Raw genomic sequence first — 21,224 nt, 5'->3', positions numbered from 1 at the left:
TTCGCGGGCGTCCGGGCGGGGTTACGCTCGGGCCATGGCCTCCACCCCGAAATCCGCTCCCGCCAAAGGCGAGCAGGCCGCGGCGCCGCAAGGCAAGCCGGACCGGCTCGATGCGCGCATGCTCGAAACCCTGGTCGGCTACAACGCCCGCCGGGCCTGGCTGATCGTCAGCGCCTTTTTCGCGGAGCGCATGGCGCCCTACGGGCTCAAGCAGATCGATTTCTCGGTGCTGTCGCTGCTGGCGCACAACCCCGGTGCCACTTCGCGGCAGCTGTGCAATGCGCTGGACATCCTGCCGCCGAACCTCGTGAGCCTGGTGGCGACGCTCGACAGCCGCGGATTGATAGAACGCCGGCCTCATCCGCATGATGGCCGCGCGGTCGGGCTGCATCTCACGGCGGCCGGGGAGGCGCTGATCCGCGAGGCGGAGCAGACCGTGATCCAGCTGGAGGCCGATGCCAGCGCCAAGCTCACGGCGCGGGAGCGCGAGACGCTGATAAGGCTGCTGCAGAAGATCTATCTGTAGCGGCGGTCTGCAGCGGCACCGGTCTCAGAGGCCCCGCTCGACCATGTCGATGAGCTGCTGGCCCAGCTTGTAGGCCGCATCGGGCGGCATCTCGCGCAGCGGCCCGTCGATGATGAGCAGCGCCAGCCCGTGCACCGCGCTCCAGGCGCAGTACTCGGCATTGGGGCGCCGCGCCGGGTCGAGCACCCCGGCATCCACCAGCCGGTCGATGGCCTTGCCCAGCAGCTGGAACGGATCGAGCCCGCTCTCGCCGGCCTTGCCTGGGCCGAGTTCGCCGCGGCCCTCGTCGGAGATCACGAAGGCCGTGCGGAACAGGCCCGGCTCGGCCTGGGCGAAGCGCAGGTAGGCGGTGCCGATGGCGCGCACCTGCCCGCGCGCGAAGTCGGCGGGGGGCTGGTCGCAGGGCTGGGCCGCCAGTTCTTTTTCCATCGCCTGCGCCGCCGCGGCCAGCGCTGCCTCGCGCACCGCGAGCAGCAACTCCTGCCGGCTTTCGAAGTGCCGGTAGGCCGCGTTGGGCACCACGCCGACGCGCCGGGTGGCCTCGCGCAACACGACCGCGTCGGGACCGCCGTCGCGGGCCAGTTCGATGCCTGCTTCCAGCAGCGCCCGGCGCAGATCGCCGTGGCGATACGTGCTGCGGGCGGGCGGCAGGCTCTCGGGGACGTTGTTGAGCTTCATCGCTTCTCCATGTGGACACTGTCCATTATCTCTGCTATTCTTTGTGGACGGTGTACACAAAGTAATCCGATTGTTTGCGGCCCGAGACACCGGGGGCCTCCGAGTCACCTCTTCAGTCCAAAGGAATTGTCATGAAAGTCCAGTCGTATCTCTCATTCGAAGGCCGCTGCGACGAAGCGCTCGGCTTCTACAGGAAGGCGCTCGGCGCCGAAGTCACCCAGCTCATGCGCTACAAGGAAGCACCCGCGGGCGCCCCTTCGGAGAACGCCGAAGCCGGCTGCGCCGGCGGCACGCCCGATGCCGAGAAAGTGATGCACGCGGTGTTCCGCATCGGCGAGACCGAGCTGATGGCCTCCGACGGCCGCTGCTCGGGCCAGCCGAAGTTCGAGGGCGTCATGCTCGCGCTCACCGCCAGCACCGACGCCGAAGCCGTCAAGTGGTTCGACGCGCTGGCCGAAGGCGGACAGGTCATGCAGCCGCTGATCCCGACCTTCTTCACCTCCAAGTTCGGCATGCTGACCGACCGCTTCGGCGTGGGCTGGCTGCTGGTCGTCGCACACCCTGCCTGATCGCACCCGCCCGCGCCGCCAATCTCCCGGAAGCCCCGCCATGCTCAAGAAAATCGCCCTCGTCATCGTGCTCGCGATCGCCGCGCTGCTGATCTTCGCGGCCACCCGGCCCGACACTTTCCGCGTCGAGCGCACCGCGCGCATCGAGGCGCCGGCCGAGAAGATCTTTCCGCTGATCGACGACTTCCACCGCTGGGGCGCCTGGTCGCCCTACGAGAAGCTCGACCCCGCCATGAAGCGCAGCTTCGGCGGCAGCGCGAGCGGCAAGGGCGCGACCTATGCCTGGGAAGGCAACGACAAGGCCGGCGCGGGCCGCATGGAGATCGTCGAGTCGGCGCCTTCGTCGAAGGTCGCGATCAAGCTCGACTTCATCAAGCCCTTCGAAGGCCACAACACGGCCGAATTCACGCTGCAGCCCCAGGGCAATGCGACGCAGGTCACCTGGGCCATGTACGGCCCGAGCCCCTACGTCGCCAAGCTCATGGGCATCTTCTTCAACATGGACCACATGATCGGCAAGGACTTCGAGACGGGCCTTGCCAACCTGAAGGCCGCCACCGAAAAGTAATTCCCGAAAGGAAAAATCATGCCCCACATCCACGCCTACCTCACCTTCGACGGCAACGCAGCCGAGGCCATGCGCTTCTACGAGAAGACGCTGGGCGGCACCATGCAGATGATGATGACCGTCGGCGAAACGCCCGACACCGAGCAGTTCCCGCCCGAGGCGAAGAAGCGCATCATGCATGCCTCGCTCGCCTACGGCCAGGGCATCCTCATGGCCTCCGACTCCATGCCCGGCCAGCCGTACGAAGGCATGAAGGGCTTCGGCGTCGCGCTGACCATCGAGACCGTGGCCGAGGCCCGCCGCGTGTTCGACGCCTTCGCCGAGGGCGGCCATGTCGGCATGCCCTTCGAGAAGACCTTCTGGGTCGAAGGCTTCGGCATGGTGACCGACCGCTTCGGCACTCCGTGGCTCATCAACGGCGGCAAGCCGCTGGTCTGAGCCGCTTCCTGTCCACTCCAAGAAGCCCGCTTCCCATGACCAACCAACTCGACAGCCGCAAGCGCTGGCTCGCATTGATGGTGCTGTGCCTCGGCGTACTGATGATCGTGCTCGACACCACCATCGTGAACGTGGCGCTGCCCTCGATCCGTACCGACCTTGGCTTCACCGAGACCTCGCTGGTCTGGGTGGTGAACGCCTACATGCTGACCTTCGGCGGCTTCCTGCTGCTGGGCGGCCGGCTGGGCGACCTGTACGGCCACCGCCGCGTGTTCCTCGCGGGCCTGGTGCTGTTCACGCTGGCATCGCTGGCCTGCGGGGTCTCGACCTCGCAGGGCCTGCTGGTGGCGGCGCGCGCGGTGCAGGGCCTGGGCGGCGCGGTGGTGTCGGCCGTGTCGCTCTCGCTCATCATGAATCTCTTCACCGAGCCGGCCGACCGCGCAAAGGCGATGGGCGTGTACGGCTTCGTGTGCGCCGGCGGCGGCAGCATCGGCGTGCTGCTCGGCGGCCTGCTCACCAGCACGCTGAGCTGGCACTGGATCTTCCTGGTCAACCTGCCCATCGGCATCGCGGTGTATGCGCTGTGCGTGGCGCTGCTACCCAGCGCGCGCGGCCATGCGCACGGCGAGAAGCTCGACGTGGCCGGCGCCATCACCGTCACGCTGTCGCTGATGCTCGCGGTGTACGGCGTGGTCAACGGCAACGAGGCCGGCTGGGGCTCCACGCAGACGCTCGGCCTGCTGGGCGCGGCCGTGGTGCTGCTGGCGATCTTCATCGCCATCGAATCGCGGGTGCAGCATCCGCTGATGCCGCTGGGCCTGTTCAAGCTGCGCAGCGTGTCGGTGGCCAACGTGGTCGGCGTGCTGTGGGCCGCGGCCATGTTCGCGTGGTTCTTCATCTCGGCGCTCTACATGCAGCTGGTGCTGAACTACACGCCAATGCAGATCGGCCTGGCCTTCCTGCCGGCCAACATCATCATGGCGGTGTTCTCGCTGGGCCTCTCGGCGAAGATCGTGATGCGCTTCGGCATCCGCAAGCCGCTGGCCGCCGGATTGTGGCTCGCGGCCATCGGGCTGGCGCTGTTCGCGCGCGCGCCGGTCAACGGCAGCTTCGTGCTCGACGTGCTGCCCGGCATGATGCTGCTGGGCCTGGGCGCGGGCATGGCCTTCAACCCGGTGCTGCTGGCCGCGATGAGCGAGGTGAGCCCTGCCGACTCGGGCCTGGCCTCGGGCGTGGTCAACACCTCCTTCATGATGGGCGGCGCGCTGGGCCTGGCCGTGCTGGCGAGCGCCGCAGCGGCGCGCACCGCGTCGATGGAAGCCGCCGGCGCGCAGATGCCGCTGGCGCTCACCGGCGGCTACAACCTCGCGTTCCTCGTCGGCGCCGTGTTCGCGGCGGTGGCGGGTCTGCTCGGTGCCTTGCTGCTTCGCTCCGCCATGCCGGGGCAGATGCAGAACAACGAAGAAACAGCGGCACCCCAGGGAACGGCGGCATCGCAATGAGCGGCAACGTGCCATGCAGCCGCCGGTCTTCTTTCTTCAACGGTTCCACAGACTCTTCAGGAGAACAAACATGGCTCGCTATGTAGACGGCTTCATCATCGCCATCCCCACGGCCAACGTCGAGGCCTACCGCAAGCTGGCGCGCAAGGCCGGCAAGGTATGGATGGAGTACGGCGCGCTCGAATACGTGGAGTGCATCGCCGACGACGTGAAGCCGGGCAAGCTCACTTCATTTCCGCAGAGCGTGAAGCAAAAGCCCGACGAGACCGTCGCTTTCTCGTGGATCGTCTACAAGTCGCGCAAGCACCGCGACACGGTCAACGCGAAGGTGATGGCAGACCCGCGCATCGCCGGGATGGACCCCAAGTCCATGCCCTTCGACGGCAAGCGCATGATCTTCGGCGGCTTCAAATCCATCGTCGAGTTCTAGGCTCGCCCCCAGGCTTCGCGCACTTCGTGTCGCTACGCCACCCCCTACCGGGGGCAACACCTGCGGCCCGGCAAAGCCGGTTCCGCGGTGTTCGCGAAAAGGCCTCGCTTCGCCGGCCTCAGGCCAGGAAGCCGTCATAGACGAGCTTGAGGCCGGTCAGAAACATCCCGAGATAGACGAAGCGATAGAACCACGTCGCATCGATGCGCCGCGCGATGCGGATGCCGACCCACACGCCGAAGGGCGCGATCGGCATCAGCACCAGCGAGGTGGCCAGCGTGCGGAAGTCGAGCAGGCCGAGCCACGCGTAGGGAATCCACTTACTGAGATTCACCACGAAGAAGAAGTAGGCCATGGTGGCCGTGAAGATCACCGGCGAGAGCCGCAGCGGAATCACGTAGGCGTTGATCGGCGGCCCGCCCGCGTGCGCGATGAAGCTGGTGAAGCCCGACACCGTGGTCAGCACCGCGCCGACGCCGCGCGAGGGCAGCGGATCGTCGGGCTTCGGCGGAAACAGCAGGCGCTGCGCCAGAAAGAGCAGCGTGAAAACGCCGACGATGCCCGCCACAGTGTGTGCCGAGAGCATGCGAAACAGCAGCGTGCCGATCACCGTGCCCAGCAGCCCGAAGGGAATCAGGAACTTCAGCAGCGAGCGGTCGAAGTCGCGCCGGAACGCGGCAAGGCCCAGCACGTCCATCAGCAGCAACAGCGGCATCAGGATCGCCGCCGCCTGCGGCACGGTGACGGCCAGCGCCATCATCGGCACCGCCAGCGAGCCGAAGCCCGCGCCGAAGCCGCTCTTGCTGATGCCGAGCAGGAGCACGGCGGGAATGGCGACCGCGTAGAAGTACGGGTCGGTGATCAGGGGAAAAGCCATGGAGGGAGGAAGCAGCCGCACAAGCCCCGCCATCGCGGCGGGCCTGCCGAGCGTAGCAGGACGGTGCCGGCCGCGCCCGCCAGGGGACTACTCCGTCCGCTGCAGAACAGCCGCTATCCCTGCTTCAGCGGATTGAGCACGAAGTCGAAGTCGAGCCGCCAGCGGCCGTTGTCCTGCTTCGTCCAAGGCGCGACCAGCGACTGGCGCACCGCGAACACGGCATCCGAGTCGAGGTACTCGTCGCCCTCGCGGAACACGTGCGTGATGAGCCGCTCGTAGCCCGGCGCCTCGATCTTGAAATGCAGGTGCGCGGGCCGCCACGGATGGCGCTTCGTCGCGCGCAGCAGGTCGCCCACCGGCCCGTCGACCGGGATCGGGTACGCCACCGCCACCACGCTGCGGAAGTGCAGCGAGCCGTCGGGCCCCGTGCGCAGCGTGCCCCGGTTCTCCGCGTGGTCGAGTCCCGCGTGCTGCACGTCGTAGTGCCCGCCCGCATCGGCCTGCCAAACATCGACGACCGCATTCGCCACCGGCTCGCCGCCGAGACCGCGCACCGTGGCGAACACGTCGCAGGGCTCGCCCTCGGCGCCGTTGGCCACGTCGTCGCCATGCTCGTACTCGGGCGCGCCATCGAAATAGAAGGGGCCGAACACGGTGGCCTCCGTGCAGCCGGCCGGCTTGTCGTTGTTCATCGCGATGGTGAGCATCGAGAGCCCCAGCACGTCCGACAGCAGGATGAACTCCTGCCGCTTGTCGTCGCACTTCCGGCCCGTGGCCGTGAGGTACTGGATGCCCTGGAACCACTCGTCCTCGGTGAGCTTCACCTCGCGCGCGAAGGCGTGCAGGTGCTGCACCAGGCTGGTCAAGATCTCGCGCAGGCGCGGATCGGGCGTGTCGGCGAAGCGCGCGAGCACGGCCTGCGTGATGTTGTCCTGGTTGAGGTTGCGCATCGTGGCTGTCTCCAAGTTGTCCGGTCGAACTTCGACTTCGCCAGACTGTAGGCCGCTCGCCGCGCCGGTTGAAGCACCCCGGGCGCAAATGATTTTTCCGTGCAGCGGAAAGGTCGTTCGCCCTGTGGCGGCGTTCCGTCTGCGGCTGGCTGGCTATCGGGGAGACGCGCTCACCGCTTCCGGCCGCTGTCACCACAGGCCGGGGAGCAACCTCCAGCGCACGCGACCGGCATAGTCCGCGTACCCGGAAAGCTCTGCCTGCAACAGGCGATCTTCCCAGGAGGTTCGCAGTACCAGCAACGCCGAAGCGAGCGCGGCGGGCAGGAGCGCCCACAGCGAGCCCAGCGCGAGCGCCATGCCGAAGAACAGTGCGAGCGCCGCGGCATACCCCGGATGCCGGATGAACCGGTAAGGCCCCACATCGATCACGCACTGATGGCGCTCCGACTGGATTCGAACGCCGGGCTCGAAGAAAGGATTCACGGCCTGTGCCCAAGCGGTCATTGCGATCCCGGCGAGCAACGCGACGTGCCCCACCACCATGACCCAGGCCGGCACTGGTGACCACTGATAGCGCCCGGCATCGAGCGCCGCGACGGGAAGAATCGCCACCATCGCGGGCAGGATGACCGCAAGCAGCGCCTTGTCCCAGTCTTTCGTCCCCGGCTGGAAGCGACTGCGTGCACGATAGATCATCGGGTTGACTCGCGCGAGCACCAGCGCCGAGACACCGAACCCAAGAAGCAGCACTGCAAGGAACACCCACCCAGGTCGCCAGCCGATGGAGCCTGCGGGCAGGAAGATCAGGACGAGCAAGGCCAGCGGCAGGCCGATCGCATAGGCGATCGCTGCAGGCGGTGAGATCGATGGCGGTTGCCTGGGGGCTTCCATGACTGGTGCTCCTTCCGGGGTCATCCGATCTGGCGCGCTTCTTCGTCATTGCGCTGCCGCGCGCGAGCCGATGACGTGCGTTGCGGGTCTCGATGATGTGGTCATCATGCCGGATCAGGCATGTCAATTTTCTTCAAGACAGGCGTTTCCTGCGCTGCAAGAATGGCTTCATGCGAGAAGACGGACACCGTGAAGAAGCACTCGGGCCTGATGGCCTCCGATCCCGCAACGCGCTGCGGGACGACGCACGCTTCTTCACCTCGGGGTGCATGACAGGCGAGGAACGGGTGGACTGCCTGACCGCAACCTTCAGGAAGCACCGCTATGCCCTGCATGCGCACGAGACTTTCGTGATCGGAGCGATCACCTCGGGCTGTGGCACCTTGTGGCTTCAAGGTACGCGGCATCGCGCCAGCCCGGGAGACCTGACGCTGCTCAACCCGGAAGACGTGCACGACGGGACGCCCCATGACGACACGGGCTACAGCTACCGGGTGACCTACCCTTCCGCGTCGCTCGTTCAGCGCCTGGCGGCCGAGATCACCGGCCATGAAGTCCAGCCGCATTTCCGGTGCCGGGTGATCCGGGACCCCGCCGCGGCCACTCGCCTGGTGGCCGCGCACCTGGCACTGGAGACCTATGGCTGGTCGCTGGGCACGGAGGAAGCGCTGCTGCTGGCCTATGCCTGCTGCCTCGAGCGACACGCCGAGCGCTTCCGCCCCGAGGCCCCGCGAGGCCGGGAGCAGCAGCGAGTGTCCAGGGTCAAGTCGATGCTGGAAGATCAAGCCACGTCGAGCGACGTGTGCCTGGCCGACCTCGCCGGCGAAGTCGGCGTGAGCCGGTTTCACCTGATCCGCATGTTCCGCAATGAAGCGGGGACCACACCGCACGCCTATCTGGTCGGCCGCCGCATCGAGGCGGCAAAGCGCCGCCTGCGCCGGGGAGAAGCGCCGATCGCCGTGGCGTCGGCAACCGGCTTTGCAGACCAGGCCCACCTGACACGCGTCTTCAAGGCCAGGGTCGGCGTGACGCCCGGTGCCTACAGGGACGGGGTGTCGAAATGAGGCCGCGCGAAGGCCCCGCCTCATCCGCGGCTCCGCCGGATCGCCGACCCTCCTCGCTCGCCACAGCCGCCGAAGGCGCAAGGGACATCCTGCCTGCAGTGATGGTCGCGGTTCCGATCGGCCTGCTGCTCGGAGCCCTGTGCAGGTCCAAGGGCATCCACGCCGCGGAGGCCGGATGGATGTCACTGCTCGTCAACGCGGGCGCATCGCAGTTCGCGGCGGTCCAGCTGTGGGCGAACGACGGGCCGAGGCTCGGGCCGATCCTGCTGTCCACCTTGCTGATCAATGTGCGCCACGCGCTGATGAGCCTGACCCTCGTTCCGAAGCTCGCGAAGGCCGGCATGACGCGCCTGCGCATGTGCGTGGCGCTGGCCTTGCTAACCGATCCGACATGGGGATTCGCAGAGCAGCGTGCGCGCGCGGGCCTGCCGGTCACCTGGTCCTACTGGATGGGCCTGGCGCTCGTCTTCACGGCCGCGTGGGCTGGTGCGACCATGGCCGGCGCGTGGCTGGGCGCCTATCTCGGCGATCCCCGGCAGATCGGCGCGGACTTCGCGCTGGCGGCCTTGTTCATCGGCATGACGGCCAGGTTCTGGATGGGGTGGCGGCGCACCGGTTTTGCCATCGCCGCCAGCGGCCTGTCGTCGGCGGCCGTGTTCCACACCCTGGGTGCGCCGTGGCACGTGATGGCCGGCGCCATGGCCGGCATCGCGGTGGCCTACTTCGCGGCGCGGCCCGAGCAAGCACAGGAGCCGCAGCCCGCATGACGTTCCACGCGACAACCCTCGAGGCGATCGCGGCGATGGCCATCGTCACCTATCTCACCCGGGTCGCCGGCATGCTGTTGGTGCGCGGCGATCGGTTCGCCGTCCGCGGCCGCGCGAAAGCAGCCCTGGATGCCATACCGCCCGTCATGTTCGTCACGATCATCGCGCCGACCCTGCTGGTCACCGGCTGGCCGGAAACGCTGGCGGGCCTGCTGGCGGCGGTGGCCTCGGTCCGCCTTCCGCTTCTCGGAACGATCCTGGTGGGCGTCGTTGCGGTGGCCGTGCTGCGTCTTGGCCTCGGCATGGCAGGTGCGCCATGAGTGTCCGCGAGTACGGCAGCAACGGCTCGGATCGGCTTCCCGGTTCCTCGATACCCTGGATGCGATGAGCCCGGCCATACATTCCTTCCTGACGTCGAGCGATGCGATCTTCGAAGTGCACGACCACGACGCCGTGGTGAGCTTCGCTGAAGCGCAGCGCCTGCTTCCCTTCGATCCCGATGCGATGGTCAAGAGCCTGGCCTTCCGCCTGCCGGGCGATCGCTACGCGATCGCCGCCATGCGGGCGGCCGAGCGCGCGGACTACAAGAAGATCGCCGATGCACTTGGCGTGAGGAGAGCGGATCTCCACATGGCAACGGACATGGAACTGGCACAGTTCCTCGCGATGGTCCCGGGAGGCGTCGTACCCTTGCCGATCAACGGGGCACGGGTAGTCGTCGATTCGGGAGTGACGGCAATGGAAACGATCTATTGCGGCACGGGGCGGAATGATTCGACCCTGCAGATTCGCAGTGCCGAACTTGTCCGGGTAAGTCGCTGTGCGCTGCACGACCTCGTCAAGCGGTGATCGCCCGCATTTGCCGGACTGAGTCCAGCATTGCCGGTCGCGGCTCTTCGTTTGATCGCCAGAGTCAACGGGTCGGCCGCGTCTGAGTCCAAGAGATTCCTCGCAGCCATCAGGGCGCAGCCGCCGGCAGGCAGCCCCGCAGCTCTTCCTGCACATCGCTGCCCGGCAGGATGCCCCAGCGCACCCGCACACTGCGCGCATCGTCCTCGCCCGCCCAGGGCAGGCGCAGGCTGCCGGAGCAGCTGGCGGTGGCCAGCAGCGGCTCCAGCAGCGCGCCCTCGGAGCGGAACTCCGGCGTGTCGAGGATCAGCACCATGCCGCCCTCGCGCGCCAGCGCATCGGGCGGCAGCCATGGCGAGGTGCGGGGATCGCCGTCGATCAGCAGCTGTACGTCCGGGTCCATGTGCAGCATCACCGCGCCAGTGAACCAGGTGTCGCCCACCATCAGCCGCAGCGGACGGTCGCCGGCGCGCACATGCCACACGGTCTGAACGGCTTCGGCGATCTGCCCCGATGGCAGGTTGGCGCGGGTGATGTAGCCATGGCGCGCGCTCCAGACGCCATCGACCCAGGCCTGGCCGAACGATCCGGCGATGTGGAGGATGGCAGCCACAGTCAGCGTGCCGACCCATCGGCGGCGCGTCCAGCGGTCGGCTTCGAGGCCCGGCACCACCATCACGGCCCACACGGCGACCGGCAGGAAGAAGGTGCTGAGCCACGAGGCCACCAGCCGCATGTGGAGCAGCACCGACATCGCCAGCACCAGGCACAGCGGCCCGAAGGTGGCCCAGGCGAGGAAGCGGCGGTCGAAGCCGCCTTGCGGCGTCTTCTCCTGCGCCGTGCCGCGCTCGCGCGTGAACCACGCCCACGCGACGAACAGCAGCATCGGTGACAGGCGAGCGACCTGCACCAGCAGGATGCGAAGCGGCCGCGGGTGCACATGCTTCAGCAGCGGACCCGACGGATGCACCGAGTGCCGCGCGTAGCCGATGGTCTGGTCGCCATGCTGCACCAGCCATGCGAGATGCGGCGCCATGAGCAGCAGCGCCACGCCGCTCGCGCGCAGCAGGTCGCGACGCACGCGCGCGTCGCGCCACGAGCCTTCGCGGAGGATGAAGCCCGCGCCCACCGCGAACTGCACCAGCGCGCTGTACTTGGTGAGCATCGACAGCGCCGCGAACACGCCGAGCCAGAGCCAATCGAAGCGGCCGCCTGCCGAAGGCCTGCGCAGCACGCGCCACAGCATCCACCAGTAGCCCGCCATCGGCAGCAGCTGCACGGTGTTGTGGTTGAAGATGGTGGCGCGCTGCACGTGGTAGGTCACCAGCGAGCCGAGCAGCACCGCGAGCGCCGCCCGCATCGGCGGCATCATGCCCAGCGACCAGCGCCACATGATGTAGAGAGCGCCCACGCCGCAGCCCACGCCGGCGGCATAGGTCAGCCAGGGCTGGCGGCCGGCCAGCAAGACAGGCAGGCCCATCAGCCAGCTCGGCAGCGGCGGGTGTTTGTAGTAGCCCCATTGCATGCTGCCGCCCCAGAAGAGCTCCTCGACGTTGTCCCAGGGCGGCGTCTCGTAGAACGTTGCCATGGGCAGCGTCCACAGCACCACCAGCGCCAGCAACGCGACGACGACCGCGCCATTCAGGGAAAGATGCCGCGCGAACGCGGGCGCCGGACGGGCGCCGGGAGGGATCAGCCAGGAATTCATTGCCTCCCTTTGTAAAGCTGCAGTCCTAACGGCACCTGACCAACCCGCCATCCCCTGCACTCCCCGGCACATAGAATCGCCAGCCTGCCTGCAGGCGTCCGGGCCCCGGTTCAGCCCAGGATCGGCCCGCAAGTCTCGGAGACACACAACCCATGGACCGCTGGACCGAAATCGCCCTGCTCGTGCAGATCGCCGATGCCGGCAGCCTGAGCCGCGCCGCCGAGGCGCTGGGCCTCTCGAACGCCGCCGCCAGCCGCCACCTGAGCGCGCTCGAGGCACGGCTGGGCGCGCGGCTGGTCGAGCGCAACACGCGCCGGCTGTACCTCACCGACACCGGCCGCGAGTTCTGCGGCCGCGCCCGCACCATCCTGGCCGACCTGTCGGACGCCGAATCGGCGGTGAACGCCACCGCGCTCAACCCGACGGGCACGCTGCGCGTCACGGCATCGCTGTCGTTCTCCATCCACCACATCGCGCCCCTGCTGCGCGAGTACACCGACCGCTACCCGGGCGTGACGGTGCACGTGGAGGCGGCCAACCGCTACTTCGACCTGATCGACAACAACATCGACGTGGCGATCCGCACCCGCGAGTTCGAGCCCGACTCCAACGTCACCATCCGCCGGCTCGGCGAGACGCGGCGCATCCTCGCGGCCTCGCCGCGCTACTTCGCGCAGCACGGCTTTCCGAAGACGCTGGACGAGCTGAAGCGGCACAAGCTGCTGATCTACACCCATGCCAACAACCCGAACGAGCTGCGCTTTCGCCGCGGGAAGGAGACGCACACGGTGTCGGTCACGGGCCTGCTGGAGTCGAACGACGGCCAGGTGCTGCGCGCGGCCGCGCTCGACGGCCTAGGCATCCTGGTGCAGCCCACCTACATCGTCTACGACGACATCGTGGCCGGCCGGCTGGTACCCACGCTGGACGACTGGGACCTGCCGCACCTGACCATCAACCTGGCCTACCCGAGCCGCAAGCACCTGTCGGCCAAGGTGCGCAGCTTCATCGACTTCATGGCAGCCCACTTCCGCAAGATGGACTACGAGCGCAAGTGGACAGGCAGGTTCTAGGCTCGCCCCCAGGCTTCGCGCACTTCGTGTCGCTGCGCCAACCCCCTACCGGGGGCAACACCTGCGGCCCGGCAAAGCCGGTTCCGCGGTGTTCCACGAAAGGGACTGCACCGCAGCCAATGCTTGAAACATGTGCGTAAACGCACATTCCGCATTTCCGCAGCCCCGCACACTGGAACCGCAACCGTCGCATTCCGCGGCGGACCCACCGTTTCCACCCTGCAAGGATCTGCCATGAACACCCAGGCCACCGCCGCCAATACCCCGCGTGCGCCGATCGCGTCGCCGCTGTCCGCCCTCTCCCCCTCCACGCTGGACGATTCCGGCAAGCTGCTGATCCGCGTGACGGTCGGCTTCCTGGTGCTGCTGCACGGCATCTTCAAGATCTCGGCCGGCGTGGGCTTCATCGCCGGCATGCTGGCCAAGGCCGGCCTGCCGGGCGGCATCGCCTACCTGGTGTACGTCGGCGAGATCGTCGCGCCGCTGCTGATGATCGCGGGCCTCTACACCCGCGCCGCCGCCGGCGTGGTGGTCATCAACATGCTGGTGGCCTTCGGCCTCGTGCACATGGCCGATTTCTTCGCGCTGACCAAGCAGGGCGGCTGGGCGCTGGAACTGCAGGGCCTGTACCTGTTCGGCGCGCTGACCGTGGTGCTGCTGGGCGCTGGCCGCTTCTCTCTCGGCGGCATCAAGGGCCGCTGGAACTGATCGCCTCCCGGCTCAGCCGGCGTCGCCGCGTACCTGCGAGACCATCGCCTCCAGGCGGGCCACGTCGGCGACCAGAAGGGCCTTGTCGTCCTTGCGCAGCACGCCGCTGCGCGCCAGCACGTTGAGTTCGCGGGTCACCTGCTCGCGGTTGGTGCTGATCTGGCTGGCCAGCGCCGCGTGCTTGGGCGCCGGGTCGAGCCGGGCCTGGTTGCCCTCCACGCCGGCGGCGCGGGCCAGGCGCAGCAGCTCGGCATGCAGCCGGTTCTGCACGCCCAGGGTGCTCAGGTCGATCACCCGCTCCGAGAGCTGCCGCACCAGCGTCGCCAGCCGCAGCATCACCCGGCCGGCCACCAGGGGCTCGTCGCGCAGCAGGGCCATGAAGGAAGCGCGGTCGAGGCTGGCGACCACGCTGGGCTCCAGCGTGACCACGTCGGCGGAGCGCGGGCCGCCGTCGATGGCGGAGATATCGCCGAAGTGCTCGCCCGCTTCGGAGTCGCGGAAGGTCACCTGGCGGCCGTTGGCCGAGTAGGTCGTCACCCGCACACGGCCCGAGACCAGCAGGAACACCTCGCCCTGCTGCTCGGCGCGCAGCAGCAGGGGCTTGCCGGCCTCCACGCTGTGCCACAGGCATTGCTGGGCCAGCAGGTCCAGCCGCTGGTCGGAAAGGCCTTCGAGCAGCGCGATCTGGCGCAGCGCGAGGCTGGAGCGGGGGGTAGGTTCGGGTTTGGCCATGCCGGGGGACGGTAGGGGCGCGCGCATTATGCTCGGGTGCCGCTTCGAACCCGTTCATGGACAGACGTTCCCCCAAAGCCGTTGCTGCCGACACCTTTTCGCTGAGACCGCCCACACGGCGCAATCTCCGCTGGGCGAGCGGGCTGGTGCTGATGGCCTACGTCACGGCGCACCTGCTGAACCATTCGCTGGGCATCTATTCCTTTGCCGCCGCCGAGACCGTGCTGCGCGGCGTGCAGGCCTTCTGGCACACCCTGGCGGGCACTGCGCTGCTGTATGGCGCGGCCGCCACGCACCTGGCGCTGGCGGTGGTCGCCCTGTGGGAGCGGCGCACGCTGCGCATGCCCCCGCTCGAAGGCCTGCGCGTGGCGCTGGGCTTCGCACTGCCGCTGCTGCTGGCCACGCACCTCACGGCCATGCGCGGCGCCTACCTGGCCTACGGCATCGAGGGCTCGTATGCCCGCGTGGTCTGGGGCCTCTGGGACTGGCAGGGCGCGGCAGCACAGCTGCTGATGATGCTGGCCGCCTGGACGCACGGCTGCCTGGGCCTGCACTTCGCGCTGCGGGCCAAGCCGGTGTGGAGGCGCTTCTCGCACCTGCTGCTGGCCGTCGCGGTGGTACTTCCGCTGACCGCCGCGATGGGCTTCGTCTCGATGGGGCGCGAGTTCCAGTGGACCGGCGTGCCGCCGACCGCCCTCCCCACGGCCGAACAGGGCAAGGCGCTGGGCGCGGCCGAGAACGCGATCAAGTGGGGCTACGGGCTGGCGCTGGTCGCGCTGCTGGCAGCGCGCTGGGGCCGCAACGGCCTCGCGCGCTGGTCGCGCCAGCCGCAGGTGGCGCTGCGCTACCCGGGCCGCACGGTGCATGTTCCGCATGGCTGGAGCGTGCTGGAGGCGAGCCGCTCCCACGGCATCGACCATGTGTCGATCTGCGGCGGACGGGCGCGCTGCTCCACCTGCCGCGTGCGCGTGGCCGGCCCTGCCGACCACATCGGCGAGCCGGGCCGCGACGAGCGGCGCACGCTCGAGCGGGTGCGCGCGCCGGCCGACGTGCGGCTGGCCTGCCAGCTGCGCCCGCGCGGCGACATCGAGGTCACTCCGCTGTTCGCGCCGCTGCCCAACGAGGGCCGGCCCGCACCGGTCGGCAGCTTCGGGCGCGAGCGCGACGTGGCCATCCTCTTCGTCGACCTGCGGCGCTGGTCGGGCCTGTCGGAGCGGCAGTGGCCCTTCGACCTCGCCTACGTGCTCGACCGCTACTTCGCCACCGTGGGCGCGGCCGTGCGCGAAAGCGGCGGCGTGCCCAACCAGTTCATCGGCGACAGCGTGATGGCGATCTTCGGCCTCGACTGCGACCTGCCCACCGCGTGCAGGCAGGCATTGCGCGCCACCGAGCTGATCGGGCAGCGCATGGACGCATGGAGCGAAGGCTTCGAGGCGCAGTTCGGCCAGCGGCTGGAGTTCGGCATGGGCCTGCACGCGGGCCGCGCGGCTGTCGGCGAAGTGGGCTACCTGGAGACCACAACCTTCACCGCCATCGGCGAAGTGGTCAACACCGCGAGCCGGTTGCAGGATCATTCGAAGACCGCGGCGTCACGCCTCGTTGTGTCGCTGTTCGCGGCCGAGAAGGCCGGTGTCGCGCACGCCATGGGCGCGGCCGAGACGCTTACGGTGCGCGGCCGCTCCGAGCCGCTGGCGGTGCTCTACGGACAGCACGCGGCAGCCTCCGCCCTCTGACCAATCGCCGAAAGCGGTGCGCAAACGCACAGCGCCGGCCGCGATGCGGTTTCACACTGCATCCCGTGGCAACGACGAATGTCCGCCGCCCACACCAGTCAGCAAAGGGACTCGCATCATGAACACCAAGCAACGCATCGCCGCTCTCTCCGCCATCGCATTCGCCATGCTCGGCGCAGCGGGCGCGGTCCACGCCGAAACCTATGAAGGCGTGCATCCGATCACCTCGTCCGTCAGCCGTGCAGACGTACGTGCCGAAGCCGTGGCTGCCGCGCGCGCCGACAACCCCTACGCCGATGGCGCCAGCGCCGGTCCCGCTCCGGTGATCGCCTCGTCGGCCAGCCGCGCCGCGGTGCGCGCCGAAGCTGTCGCCGCCGCGCACAACGACAACCCGTACGCCGAAGCCGCTTCGTCGGGCGTGGCCCCGATGGTGGCCAGCACGGTCAACCGTGCCACCGTGCGTGCGGCAGCACGCGCTGCAGCCCGCGGCGACGCACTGCCGCTCTGATCGGCCCAAATCGCTCGAAAGGAATCTCGCAATGAACAACAAGCAACGCATCGCCGCATCCGCCCTCGCCGCAGCCTTCGCCATGCTGGGCGCCGCCGGCGCGCACGCCGAAGCCTATGAAGGCGTGCAGCCCCTGACCTCCTCCGCCAGCCGCACCGACGTGAAGGCCGAAGCCGTGGCCGCGGCGCGCGAAGGCAACCCCTATTCGGACACCGTCGCCGAAGGCGCCGTGGCCTTCAAGTCCACGCTCGACCGCAGCACCGTGCGCGAGCAGGCCGTGGCCGCCGCCAACAACCCGCTGCAAAGCCTGGACCGCCGCGCCTTCTACCGCGACGAAGTGCCCGCCGCCTACAAGAAGCCCAGCGTCTCGTTCACGCAGCAGGCTGGCCTGCCGGTCACGGCACGCCCCTGACGCATTGGCATTGCCTCAGGGCCGCACGCCTTCCCAGGCGTTCTGCAGCAGCGCGCGGATCGCCGCGCGCTCCAGCGGACGCGGGTTGGGATACTGGTTCTTGAGCGCGTGCTCGCAGGCCAGGTCCAGATCGGCTTCCTTCATGCCGATGTCGCGCAATGCGACCGGCGCGCCGTTGTCGCGCGCCAGGTCGTACACGGCCTGCGCGGCGCCACCGCTTCCCCCAAGTGCCTTCGCGATCTTCGCCATGGCTTCGGGCGCAGCCCCGGCGTTGTAGGCCAGCGCGTGCGGCAGCACGATGGTGTGGGTCTCGGCATGCGGCAGGTTGAAGCTGCCGCCCAGCGTGTGGCACAGCTTGTGGTGCAGCGCCATGCCCACATTGCCCAGCACCGTGCCGCACAGCCATGCGCCGTAGAGCGCGTCGCCGCGGGCGGCCGGGTCCTTCGGCGTGGCGCGGATGGCCGGCAGCGCGCGGCCCAGCGCGGCGATGCCTTCCTGCGCCATCAGGTCCATGATCGGGTTCGAATCGACCGCATAGAGCCCCTCGGCCGCATGCGCGATGGCGTTGATGCCGCTGGTCACGCTCATGCCCACGGGAAGGCCGAGCGACAGCTCGGGGTCGTAGATCACGGTGCGGGGCAGCACGCGGAAGTCCTTGCCGGTCTTCTTCATGCCGGCTTCGGTGATGCCGTAGATCGGCGTCATCTCGGAGCCCGCGTAGGTCGTCGGAATCGCCAGGATCGGCAGGCCCGAGTCGAGCGCGATCGCCTTGCCCAGGCCGGTGGTGGAGCCGCCGCCGATGGCCACGGCGCAATCGGCGCCGAGCCTGGTGGCCACTTCCCTCGCCTCGCGCGCGGTCTCGATAGGCACATGCATCACGGCGCGGTCGAACACGCCGGCCGCATGGGCGCCGAGCATGTCGGCCACGCGCTCGGCCTGCGGGCGCTGCTCGGGCGTGGAAAGCACCAGGGCCCGGCGCGCGCCCAGCGCATCGATTTCGCGGGCCAGGTGCTGCAGCGAGCCGGCGCCGAAAACCACCCGCTGGGGGGCGCTGGTGTAGATGAACGAGGGTGTGGTCATGGCTTTGGCCTGTGTCTCGGGTCTTTGCTCGAACGGATCTGTCTGCCGCCCGGCTCGCGCCGGGACATCCACGATACGCCGGCTCGCCCCTCGCTCAATGGCGAAAAACGGAAAGGAGTTTTCCGCTCACCCCCTGGAGCCGGCCCAGCGCTCGACCGTCGAGACGTAGGCGATGAGCACCAGGAAGCCGCCGACCATTGCCACGTTCTTCAGGAAGTTGTTGAGCTGGCCGGCGAACTGGGCCGCGTCTGCCGTCCAGAAGGCATGAGCGGCGAAGGCCGTGGCCAGCGTGAAGAGCGCCAGCGCCGAGGCCACCCAGCGCACCCGCCACCCCGCGATCAGCAGCAGCCCGCCACCCACTTCGAGCGCGATGGTCAGCGGCAGCACCACGTCGGCCAGCGGAATGCCGAGCTTGGCGAAGTAGCCCAGCGTGGCGCCGTAGGTGAGCAGCTTTCGCACGCCCGCGACCAGGAAGATCACCGCCATCAGCACGCGCGCGGCCAGGACCAGGCCGCTGCGAGCCTGGGCGTTGTTCATCGTGTTCGTCATTTCGTTGCTCCGGAAGATGCCTGGCGCGCGGTAGCGCCGGTGAATTTCAATCGCCCCATGCACAGCACCATGGCGCAGGACAGCAGCGCCGGCACGGCCGCCGCGAAGAAGAGCGCGCTGTTGCTCCAGTGCAGGCCGATGAGCCAGCCCGCCAGCACCGGCCCCACGATGGAACCCGCGCGGCCGATGCCCAGGCTCCAGCCCATGCCCGTGGCGCGCACCGTCGTCGGGTAGACGCCCGAGGCCAGCGCGATGAGCGCCGGCTGCGCGCCGACCACGCAGAAGCCGCTGACCGCAACCACCGCGAGCAACAGCAGCAAGGGCAGCGCCGGCTGGCCGATGACCGCGATGGCCACCGCCGCCACCGCGAACACCGGCACCAGCACGCGGTAGAAGCCCACGCGGTCGATCAGCGGCCCCATCGCCACCGTGCCGACCACGCCGCCCACCTGCAGCAGCGTGCCCACCAGCACGGCGGTGCTCGCGCTGTAGCCTGCTCCGGCCGCGATGGTGGGCAGCCAGTTCGCCAGGAAGAACAGGTTGAGCAGGTTCATGAAGTTGATGCCCCACAGCAGCAGCGTGGCCGGCCCGCGTCCGGCGCGGAAAAGCTCGACCACCGGCGTGCCGTCCTGCTTCGCCTCGTGCACCACGTAGCGCGTGCCGGGCCCGGCGGGCACGCCGGGCGCGATGCGGCCCAGCCACTGCTGCACGCGGTCGAGCTTGCGCCCGCGCAGCACCAGGAACTGCATCGACTCGGGCATGTAGCGCCACATGAGCGCGGCGATCAGCAACGGCACCACGCCGCCGAAGACGAACACCGACCGCCAGCCGCCCCAGGGGATGAGCACCGCCGAAATCAACCCGCCCAGCACCGCGCCGCCGGTGAAGCCGCAGGACACCCACATCATCAGCGTGACGCGCCGGCGCTGCGGGCTGTACTCGCTGGCCAGCGCGCTCGCGTTGGCCATGATGCCGCCCAGCCCGATGCCGGTGATGAAACGCATCGCGAGCAACTGGTCGAGCGTGTGCGCGAAGGCCGTGGCCAGCATGCACAGCGCGAAGAACACCGTGGCGCCCAGCAGCACCGGGCGCCGGCCGATGCGGTCGGCGCAGACGCTCAGCACCAGCGAGCCGACCAGCATGCCGAGCAGGCCGGCGCCGAACACCGGGCCCAGCGCGGCCTTCTCGATGCCCCAGGCCTGCACGATGGCGGGCGCGACGAAGCCCATGGCCTGCACATCGAAGCCGTCCATGACGACCGCGCAGCCGACCAGCAGAAGAATCCATTTCTGGAAGGCGCTGACGGGGTGGCTGTCGATCAGGGCCGGTATGTCGATCGTCGCAGCGGCCGCGCCGCCGCCGCCCGCCTCGATGGATGCCGAGTCGATCTTCACGCGCCAGCCCCGTCGCTGTCGGCGAGGCAGCTCGCGGCGGTCCATCCGTAGAGCCATTCGAGCGCGTCGTAGAAGCGCTCCTGCGGCCTGCCGGTCCACATGCTGTTGCGCACCAGCCGCTCCACGCCCTTGGCGTGGTAGATGCGGCCCATCTCCCGCGCCGACAGCACCACCCGCGCGGTGCGGGCGACGCGGGAGCGCTCGTACAGCGCGAGCGCTCGTGTCCAGTCACCGCCTTCGCGCCGCAGGGCCAGGCCCAGCGTCACCGCGTCCTCGCAGGCCATGCACGCGCCCTGGGCCAGGTACTGCACCATCGGGTGTGCCGCATCGCCCAGCAGCGTGGCGCGTCCGAAGGTCCATTGCTCGATGGGGTCGCGGTCGGCCGTGGAGTAGCGCTTCCAGGCCTTCGGGATGCGCAGCAGTTGCTGCACCCGCTCGCAGGTCGAGCGGAAGTAGCGCTGCACTTCGGCCGGGTCGCCGTCCATCGAGCCCCATTCCTCGGGCTGGTCGCTGTGGAAGGTGACGGCGATGTTGAACTTGTCGCCGCCCTTCAGCGGGTAATGCACCAGATGGCAGTTGGGGCCGACCCAGATGCAGGGCGCTGTGAAGCGCAACGCTTCGGGAAAGTCAGCCGTGTCGACCACAGCGCGGAACACCACATGGCCCGAGACGCGGATGCTGTCGCCCACGTACTGCTGGCGCACCGCCGAGCGCACGCCGTCGCAGCCGATCACGGCCTGGCCCTCGTGGCGGCCGCCCTGGGCATCGATGAGCGTCACGCCGCCTTCGTCCTGCTCGATGTGCACCACCTTGGTCGAGGTGAGGAACTCGATGCCCTCAGTGGTCGCCTTCACGCCTTCGAGCAACGCGCCGTGGATGTCGGCACGGTGGATCACCGCATAGGGGTTGCCGAAGCGCTCGCGGAAGCGCTCCGACAGCGAGATGCCCGCCACGCGCTTCGCGTCGATGGCGTCGAACATCACCATCTCTTCGGTGTAGACCGCCTTGGCGCGCAGGTTCGCGCCAACGCCCAGCGCATCGCAGGCCGCGAAGGCATTGGGGCTGAGCTGGATGCCCGCGCCGATCTCGCCGATCTGGCCGGCCTGCTCGATCACCTTCACGCGGTAGCCCTCGCGCACCAGCGCCAGCGCCGCGGCGAGCCCGCCGATGCCGCCGCCGGACACGAGCACGGGGCGGTTGTCTTTGTGCCGGCTCATG

The 21,224-nt window shown here is 69.0% G+C and carries 25 protein-coding genes; 15 read left to right on the top strand and 10 right to left on the bottom strand.

Going from position 1 to position 21,224, the window contains the following annotated elements; genetic code table 11:
* Positions 1-34 precede the first annotated feature (34 nt).
* Positions 35-526: a MarR family winged helix-turn-helix transcriptional regulator gene (locus tag ACAM57_RS04775; RefSeq protein WP_369660870.1), complete on the top strand. Its 492-nt coding sequence runs from the start codon at positions 35-37 to the stop codon at positions 524-526.
* 24 nt (positions 527-550) lie between these two features.
* On the opposite strand, the gene ACAM57_RS04770 is transcribed toward ACAM57_RS04775, so the two are convergent.
* Positions 551-1,204, bottom strand: coding sequence for a TetR/AcrR family transcriptional regulator (locus ACAM57_RS04770; protein ID WP_369660869.1), 654 nt, complete (start codon positions 1,202-1,204; stop codon positions 551-553).
* Positions 1,205-1,335: 131 nt separating this feature from the next.
* On the opposite strand from ACAM57_RS04770, the gene ACAM57_RS04765 reads away from it, so the two are divergent.
* The 5 genes from ACAM57_RS04765 (at position 1,336) to ACAM57_RS04745 (ending at position 4,711) form a co-directional block, all read left to right on the top strand.
* A complete protein-coding gene (locus ACAM57_RS04765) occupies positions 1,336-1,773 on the top strand; it encodes a VOC family protein (protein WP_369660868.1) in 438 nt (145 codons plus the stop codon).
* A gap of 40 nt (positions 1,774-1,813) precedes the next feature.
* Positions 1,814-2,341 (top strand): SRPBCC family protein, encoded by a 528-nt coding sequence (locus tag ACAM57_RS04760; RefSeq protein ID WP_369660867.1) that lies wholly within the window; start codon positions 1,814-1,816, stop codon positions 2,339-2,341.
* 18 nt (positions 2,342-2,359) lie between these two features.
* Entirely contained in the window at positions 2,360-2,779 is a 420-nt protein-coding gene (locus ACAM57_RS04755) for a VOC family protein (RefSeq protein WP_369660866.1), read from the top strand.
* Between the two features lie 35 nt (positions 2,780-2,814).
* Positions 2,815-4,281, top strand: coding sequence for a DHA2 family efflux MFS transporter permease subunit (locus tag ACAM57_RS04750; protein WP_126025585.1), 1,467 nt, complete (start codon positions 2,815-2,817; stop codon positions 4,279-4,281).
* Positions 4,282-4,351: 70 nt separating this feature from the next.
* A complete protein-coding gene (locus ACAM57_RS04745) occupies positions 4,352-4,711 on the top strand; it encodes a DUF1428 domain-containing protein (RefSeq protein ID WP_126025586.1) in 360 nt (119 codons plus the stop codon).
* 118 nt (positions 4,712-4,829) lie between these two features.
* Here ACAM57_RS04745 and ACAM57_RS04740 read toward each other — a convergent pair whose 3' ends face one another.
* From ACAM57_RS04740 to ACAM57_RS04730, 3 genes are all read right to left on the bottom strand, one after another.
* A complete protein-coding gene (locus tag ACAM57_RS04740) occupies positions 4,830-5,588 on the bottom strand; it encodes a sulfite exporter TauE/SafE family protein (protein ID WP_126025587.1) in 759 nt (252 codons plus the stop codon).
* A 113-nt stretch (positions 5,589-5,701) separates the two neighbouring features.
* Complete coding sequence (locus tag ACAM57_RS04735; RefSeq protein WP_369660865.1) at positions 5,702-6,538, bottom strand: intradiol ring-cleavage dioxygenase; 837 nt, start codon at positions 6,536-6,538, stop codon at positions 5,702-5,704.
* A gap of 189 nt (positions 6,539-6,727) precedes the next feature.
* Entirely contained in the window at positions 6,728-7,429 is a 702-nt protein-coding gene (locus tag ACAM57_RS04730; protein ID WP_206169584.1) for an isoprenylcysteine carboxylmethyltransferase family protein, read from the bottom strand.
* A 170-nt stretch (positions 7,430-7,599) separates the two neighbouring features.
* Here ACAM57_RS04730 and ACAM57_RS04725 point away from each other — a divergent pair, with 170 nt between their 5' ends.
* From ACAM57_RS04725 to ACAM57_RS04710, 4 genes are all read left to right on the top strand, one after another.
* Complete coding sequence (locus ACAM57_RS04725) at positions 7,600-8,493, top strand: AraC family transcriptional regulator (protein WP_369660864.1); 894 nt, start codon at positions 7,600-7,602, stop codon at positions 8,491-8,493.
* Between the two features lie 101 nt (positions 8,494-8,594).
* Complete coding sequence (locus ACAM57_RS04720; protein ID WP_206169585.1) at positions 8,595-9,260, top strand: AzlC family ABC transporter permease; 666 nt, start codon at positions 8,595-8,597, stop codon at positions 9,258-9,260.
* Positions 9,257-9,580 carry an AzlD family protein gene (locus ACAM57_RS04715; RefSeq protein ID WP_126025591.1) on the top strand — a complete coding sequence of 108 codons (324 nt, stop codon included), beginning with the start codon at positions 9,257-9,259 and terminating at the stop codon, positions 9,578-9,580. Before ACAM57_RS04720 ends, ACAM57_RS04715 begins: the two co-directional genes overlap by 4 nt.
* Before the next feature lie 64 nt (positions 9,581-9,644).
* A complete protein-coding gene (locus ACAM57_RS04710) occupies positions 9,645-10,109 on the top strand; it encodes a YbaK/EbsC family protein (RefSeq protein WP_126025592.1) in 465 nt (154 codons plus the stop codon).
* 109 nt (positions 10,110-10,218) lie between these two features.
* Here ACAM57_RS04710 and ACAM57_RS04705 read toward each other — a convergent pair whose 3' ends face one another.
* A complete protein-coding gene (locus ACAM57_RS04705; RefSeq protein WP_369660863.1) occupies positions 10,219-11,817 on the bottom strand; it encodes a glycosyltransferase family 39 protein in 1,599 nt (532 codons plus the stop codon).
* 152 nt (positions 11,818-11,969) lie between these two features.
* Between ACAM57_RS04705 and ACAM57_RS04700 the strand changes: the two genes are divergently transcribed.
* Both ACAM57_RS04700 and ACAM57_RS04695 read left to right on the top strand, forming a co-directional pair.
* Positions 11,970-12,890: a LysR family transcriptional regulator gene (locus ACAM57_RS04700; protein WP_369660862.1), complete on the top strand. Its 921-nt coding sequence runs from the start codon at positions 11,970-11,972 to the stop codon at positions 12,888-12,890.
* 234 nt (positions 12,891-13,124) lie between these two features.
* On the top strand, positions 13,125-13,598 hold the full coding sequence (locus ACAM57_RS04695) for a DoxX family protein (RefSeq protein ID WP_369660861.1): 474 nt from the start codon (positions 13,125-13,127) through the stop codon (positions 13,596-13,598).
* A gap of 12 nt (positions 13,599-13,610) precedes the next feature.
* Here ACAM57_RS04695 and ACAM57_RS04690 read toward each other — a convergent pair whose 3' ends face one another.
* Positions 13,611-14,357: a Crp/Fnr family transcriptional regulator gene (locus ACAM57_RS04690; protein ID WP_126025596.1), complete on the bottom strand. Its 747-nt coding sequence runs from the start codon at positions 14,355-14,357 to the stop codon at positions 13,611-13,613.
* A 29-nt stretch (positions 14,358-14,386) separates the two neighbouring features.
* Here ACAM57_RS04690 and ACAM57_RS04685 point away from each other — a divergent pair, with 29 nt between their 5' ends.
* The 3 genes from ACAM57_RS04685 (at position 14,387) to ACAM57_RS04675 (ending at position 16,983) form a co-directional block, all read left to right on the top strand.
* Positions 14,387-16,063 (top strand): adenylate/guanylate cyclase domain-containing protein, encoded by a 1,677-nt coding sequence (locus tag ACAM57_RS04685; protein WP_369660860.1) that lies wholly within the window; start codon positions 14,387-14,389, stop codon positions 16,061-16,063.
* Positions 16,064-16,181: 118 nt separating this feature from the next.
* Positions 16,182-16,571, top strand: coding sequence for a helicase SNF2 (locus ACAM57_RS04680; protein WP_369660859.1), 390 nt, complete (start codon positions 16,182-16,184; stop codon positions 16,569-16,571).
* Between the two features lie 31 nt (positions 16,572-16,602).
* On the top strand, positions 16,603-16,983 hold the full coding sequence (locus ACAM57_RS04675) for an alpha/beta hydrolase (RefSeq protein WP_369660858.1): 381 nt from the start codon (positions 16,603-16,605) through the stop codon (positions 16,981-16,983).
* Positions 16,984-16,998: 15 nt separating this feature from the next.
* Here ACAM57_RS04675 and ACAM57_RS04670 read toward each other — a convergent pair whose 3' ends face one another.
* From ACAM57_RS04670 to ACAM57_RS04655, 4 genes are all read right to left on the bottom strand, one after another.
* Positions 16,999-18,063: a maleylacetate reductase gene (locus ACAM57_RS04670; RefSeq protein WP_126025600.1), complete on the bottom strand. Its 1,065-nt coding sequence runs from the start codon at positions 18,061-18,063 to the stop codon at positions 16,999-17,001.
* A 126-nt stretch (positions 18,064-18,189) separates the two neighbouring features.
* Positions 18,190-18,612, bottom strand: a complete 423-nt coding sequence (locus ACAM57_RS04665; RefSeq protein ID WP_369660857.1) for a DoxX family protein — start codon at positions 18,610-18,612, stop codon at positions 18,190-18,192.
* On the bottom strand, positions 18,609-20,006 hold the full coding sequence (locus ACAM57_RS04660) for an MFS transporter (RefSeq protein WP_369660856.1): 1,398 nt from the start codon (positions 20,004-20,006) through the stop codon (positions 18,609-18,611). The genes ACAM57_RS04665 and ACAM57_RS04660 overlap by 4 nt, the downstream gene beginning before the upstream one ends.
* Positions 20,003-21,223 (bottom strand): 3-hydroxybenzoate 6-monooxygenase, encoded by a 1,221-nt coding sequence (locus tag ACAM57_RS04655; RefSeq protein ID WP_369660855.1) that lies wholly within the window; start codon positions 21,221-21,223, stop codon positions 20,003-20,005. Before ACAM57_RS04655 ends, ACAM57_RS04660 begins: the two co-directional genes overlap by 4 nt.
* Position 21,224: the final 1 nt, after the last annotated feature.

This window comes from Variovorax sp. V15 (assembly GCF_041154425.1).
In the GTDB taxonomy this organism is placed as follows: domain Bacteria; phylum Pseudomonadota; class Gammaproteobacteria; order Burkholderiales; family Burkholderiaceae_C; genus Variovorax; species Variovorax guangxiensis.
This window is presented reverse-complemented; position numbering and strand designations above follow the sequence as displayed.

Excerpts from the sequence above, each read along its gene's own strand:
- ACAM57_RS04775 (WP_369660870.1), top strand. The coding sequence starts at position 35 with ATGGCCTCCACCCCGAAATCCGCTCCCGCCAAAGGCGAGCAGGCCGCG.
- ACAM57_RS04770 (WP_369660869.1), bottom strand. The coding sequence starts at position 1,204 with ATGAAGCTCAACAACGTCCCCGAGAGCCTGCCGCCCGCCCGCAGCACG.
- ACAM57_RS04765 (WP_369660868.1), top strand. The coding sequence starts at position 1,336 with ATGAAAGTCCAGTCGTATCTCTCATTCGAAGGCCGCTGCGACGAAGCG.
- ACAM57_RS04760 (WP_369660867.1), top strand. The coding sequence starts at position 1,814 with ATGCTCAAGAAAATCGCCCTCGTCATCGTGCTCGCGATCGCCGCGCTG.
- ACAM57_RS04755 (WP_369660866.1), top strand. The coding sequence starts at position 2,360 with ATGCCCCACATCCACGCCTACCTCACCTTCGACGGCAACGCAGCCGAG.
- ACAM57_RS04750 (WP_126025585.1), top strand. The coding sequence starts at position 2,815 with ATGACCAACCAACTCGACAGCCGCAAGCGCTGGCTCGCATTGATGGTG.
- ACAM57_RS04745 (WP_126025586.1), top strand. The coding sequence starts at position 4,352 with ATGGCTCGCTATGTAGACGGCTTCATCATCGCCATCCCCACGGCCAAC.
- ACAM57_RS04740 (WP_126025587.1), bottom strand. The coding sequence starts at position 5,588 with ATGGCTTTTCCCCTGATCACCGACCCGTACTTCTACGCGGTCGCCATT.
- ACAM57_RS04735 (WP_369660865.1), bottom strand. The coding sequence starts at position 6,538 with ATGCGCAACCTCAACCAGGACAACATCACGCAGGCCGTGCTCGCGCGC.
- ACAM57_RS04730 (WP_206169584.1), bottom strand. The coding sequence starts at position 7,429 with ATGGAAGCCCCCAGGCAACCGCCATCGATCTCACCGCCTGCAGCGATC.
- ACAM57_RS04725 (WP_369660864.1), top strand. The coding sequence starts at position 7,600 with ATGCGAGAAGACGGACACCGTGAAGAAGCACTCGGGCCTGATGGCCTC.
- ACAM57_RS04720 (WP_206169585.1), top strand. The coding sequence starts at position 8,595 with ATGGTCGCGGTTCCGATCGGCCTGCTGCTCGGAGCCCTGTGCAGGTCC.
- ACAM57_RS04715 (WP_126025591.1), top strand. The coding sequence starts at position 9,257 with ATGACGTTCCACGCGACAACCCTCGAGGCGATCGCGGCGATGGCCATC.
- ACAM57_RS04710 (WP_126025592.1), top strand. The coding sequence starts at position 9,645 with ATGAGCCCGGCCATACATTCCTTCCTGACGTCGAGCGATGCGATCTTC.
- ACAM57_RS04705 (WP_369660863.1), bottom strand. The coding sequence starts at position 11,817 with ATGAATTCCTGGCTGATCCCTCCCGGCGCCCGTCCGGCGCCCGCGTTC.
- ACAM57_RS04700 (WP_369660862.1), top strand. The coding sequence starts at position 11,970 with ATGGACCGCTGGACCGAAATCGCCCTGCTCGTGCAGATCGCCGATGCC.
- ACAM57_RS04695 (WP_369660861.1), top strand. The coding sequence starts at position 13,125 with ATGAACACCCAGGCCACCGCCGCCAATACCCCGCGTGCGCCGATCGCG.
- ACAM57_RS04690 (WP_126025596.1), bottom strand. The coding sequence starts at position 14,357 with ATGCGCGCGCCCCTACCGTCCCCCGGCATGGCCAAACCCGAACCTACC.
- ACAM57_RS04685 (WP_369660860.1), top strand. The coding sequence starts at position 14,387 with ATGGACAGACGTTCCCCCAAAGCCGTTGCTGCCGACACCTTTTCGCTG.
- ACAM57_RS04680 (WP_369660859.1), top strand. The coding sequence starts at position 16,182 with ATGAACACCAAGCAACGCATCGCCGCTCTCTCCGCCATCGCATTCGCC.
- ACAM57_RS04675 (WP_369660858.1), top strand. The coding sequence starts at position 16,603 with ATGAACAACAAGCAACGCATCGCCGCATCCGCCCTCGCCGCAGCCTTC.
- ACAM57_RS04670 (WP_126025600.1), bottom strand. The coding sequence starts at position 18,063 with ATGACCACACCCTCGTTCATCTACACCAGCGCCCCCCAGCGGGTGGTT.
- ACAM57_RS04665 (WP_369660857.1), bottom strand. The coding sequence starts at position 18,612 with ATGACGAACACGATGAACAACGCCCAGGCTCGCAGCGGCCTGGTCCTG.
- ACAM57_RS04655 (WP_369660855.1), bottom strand. The coding sequence starts at position 21,223 with ATGAGCCGGCACAAAGACAACCGCCCCGTGCTCGTGTCCGGCGGCGGC.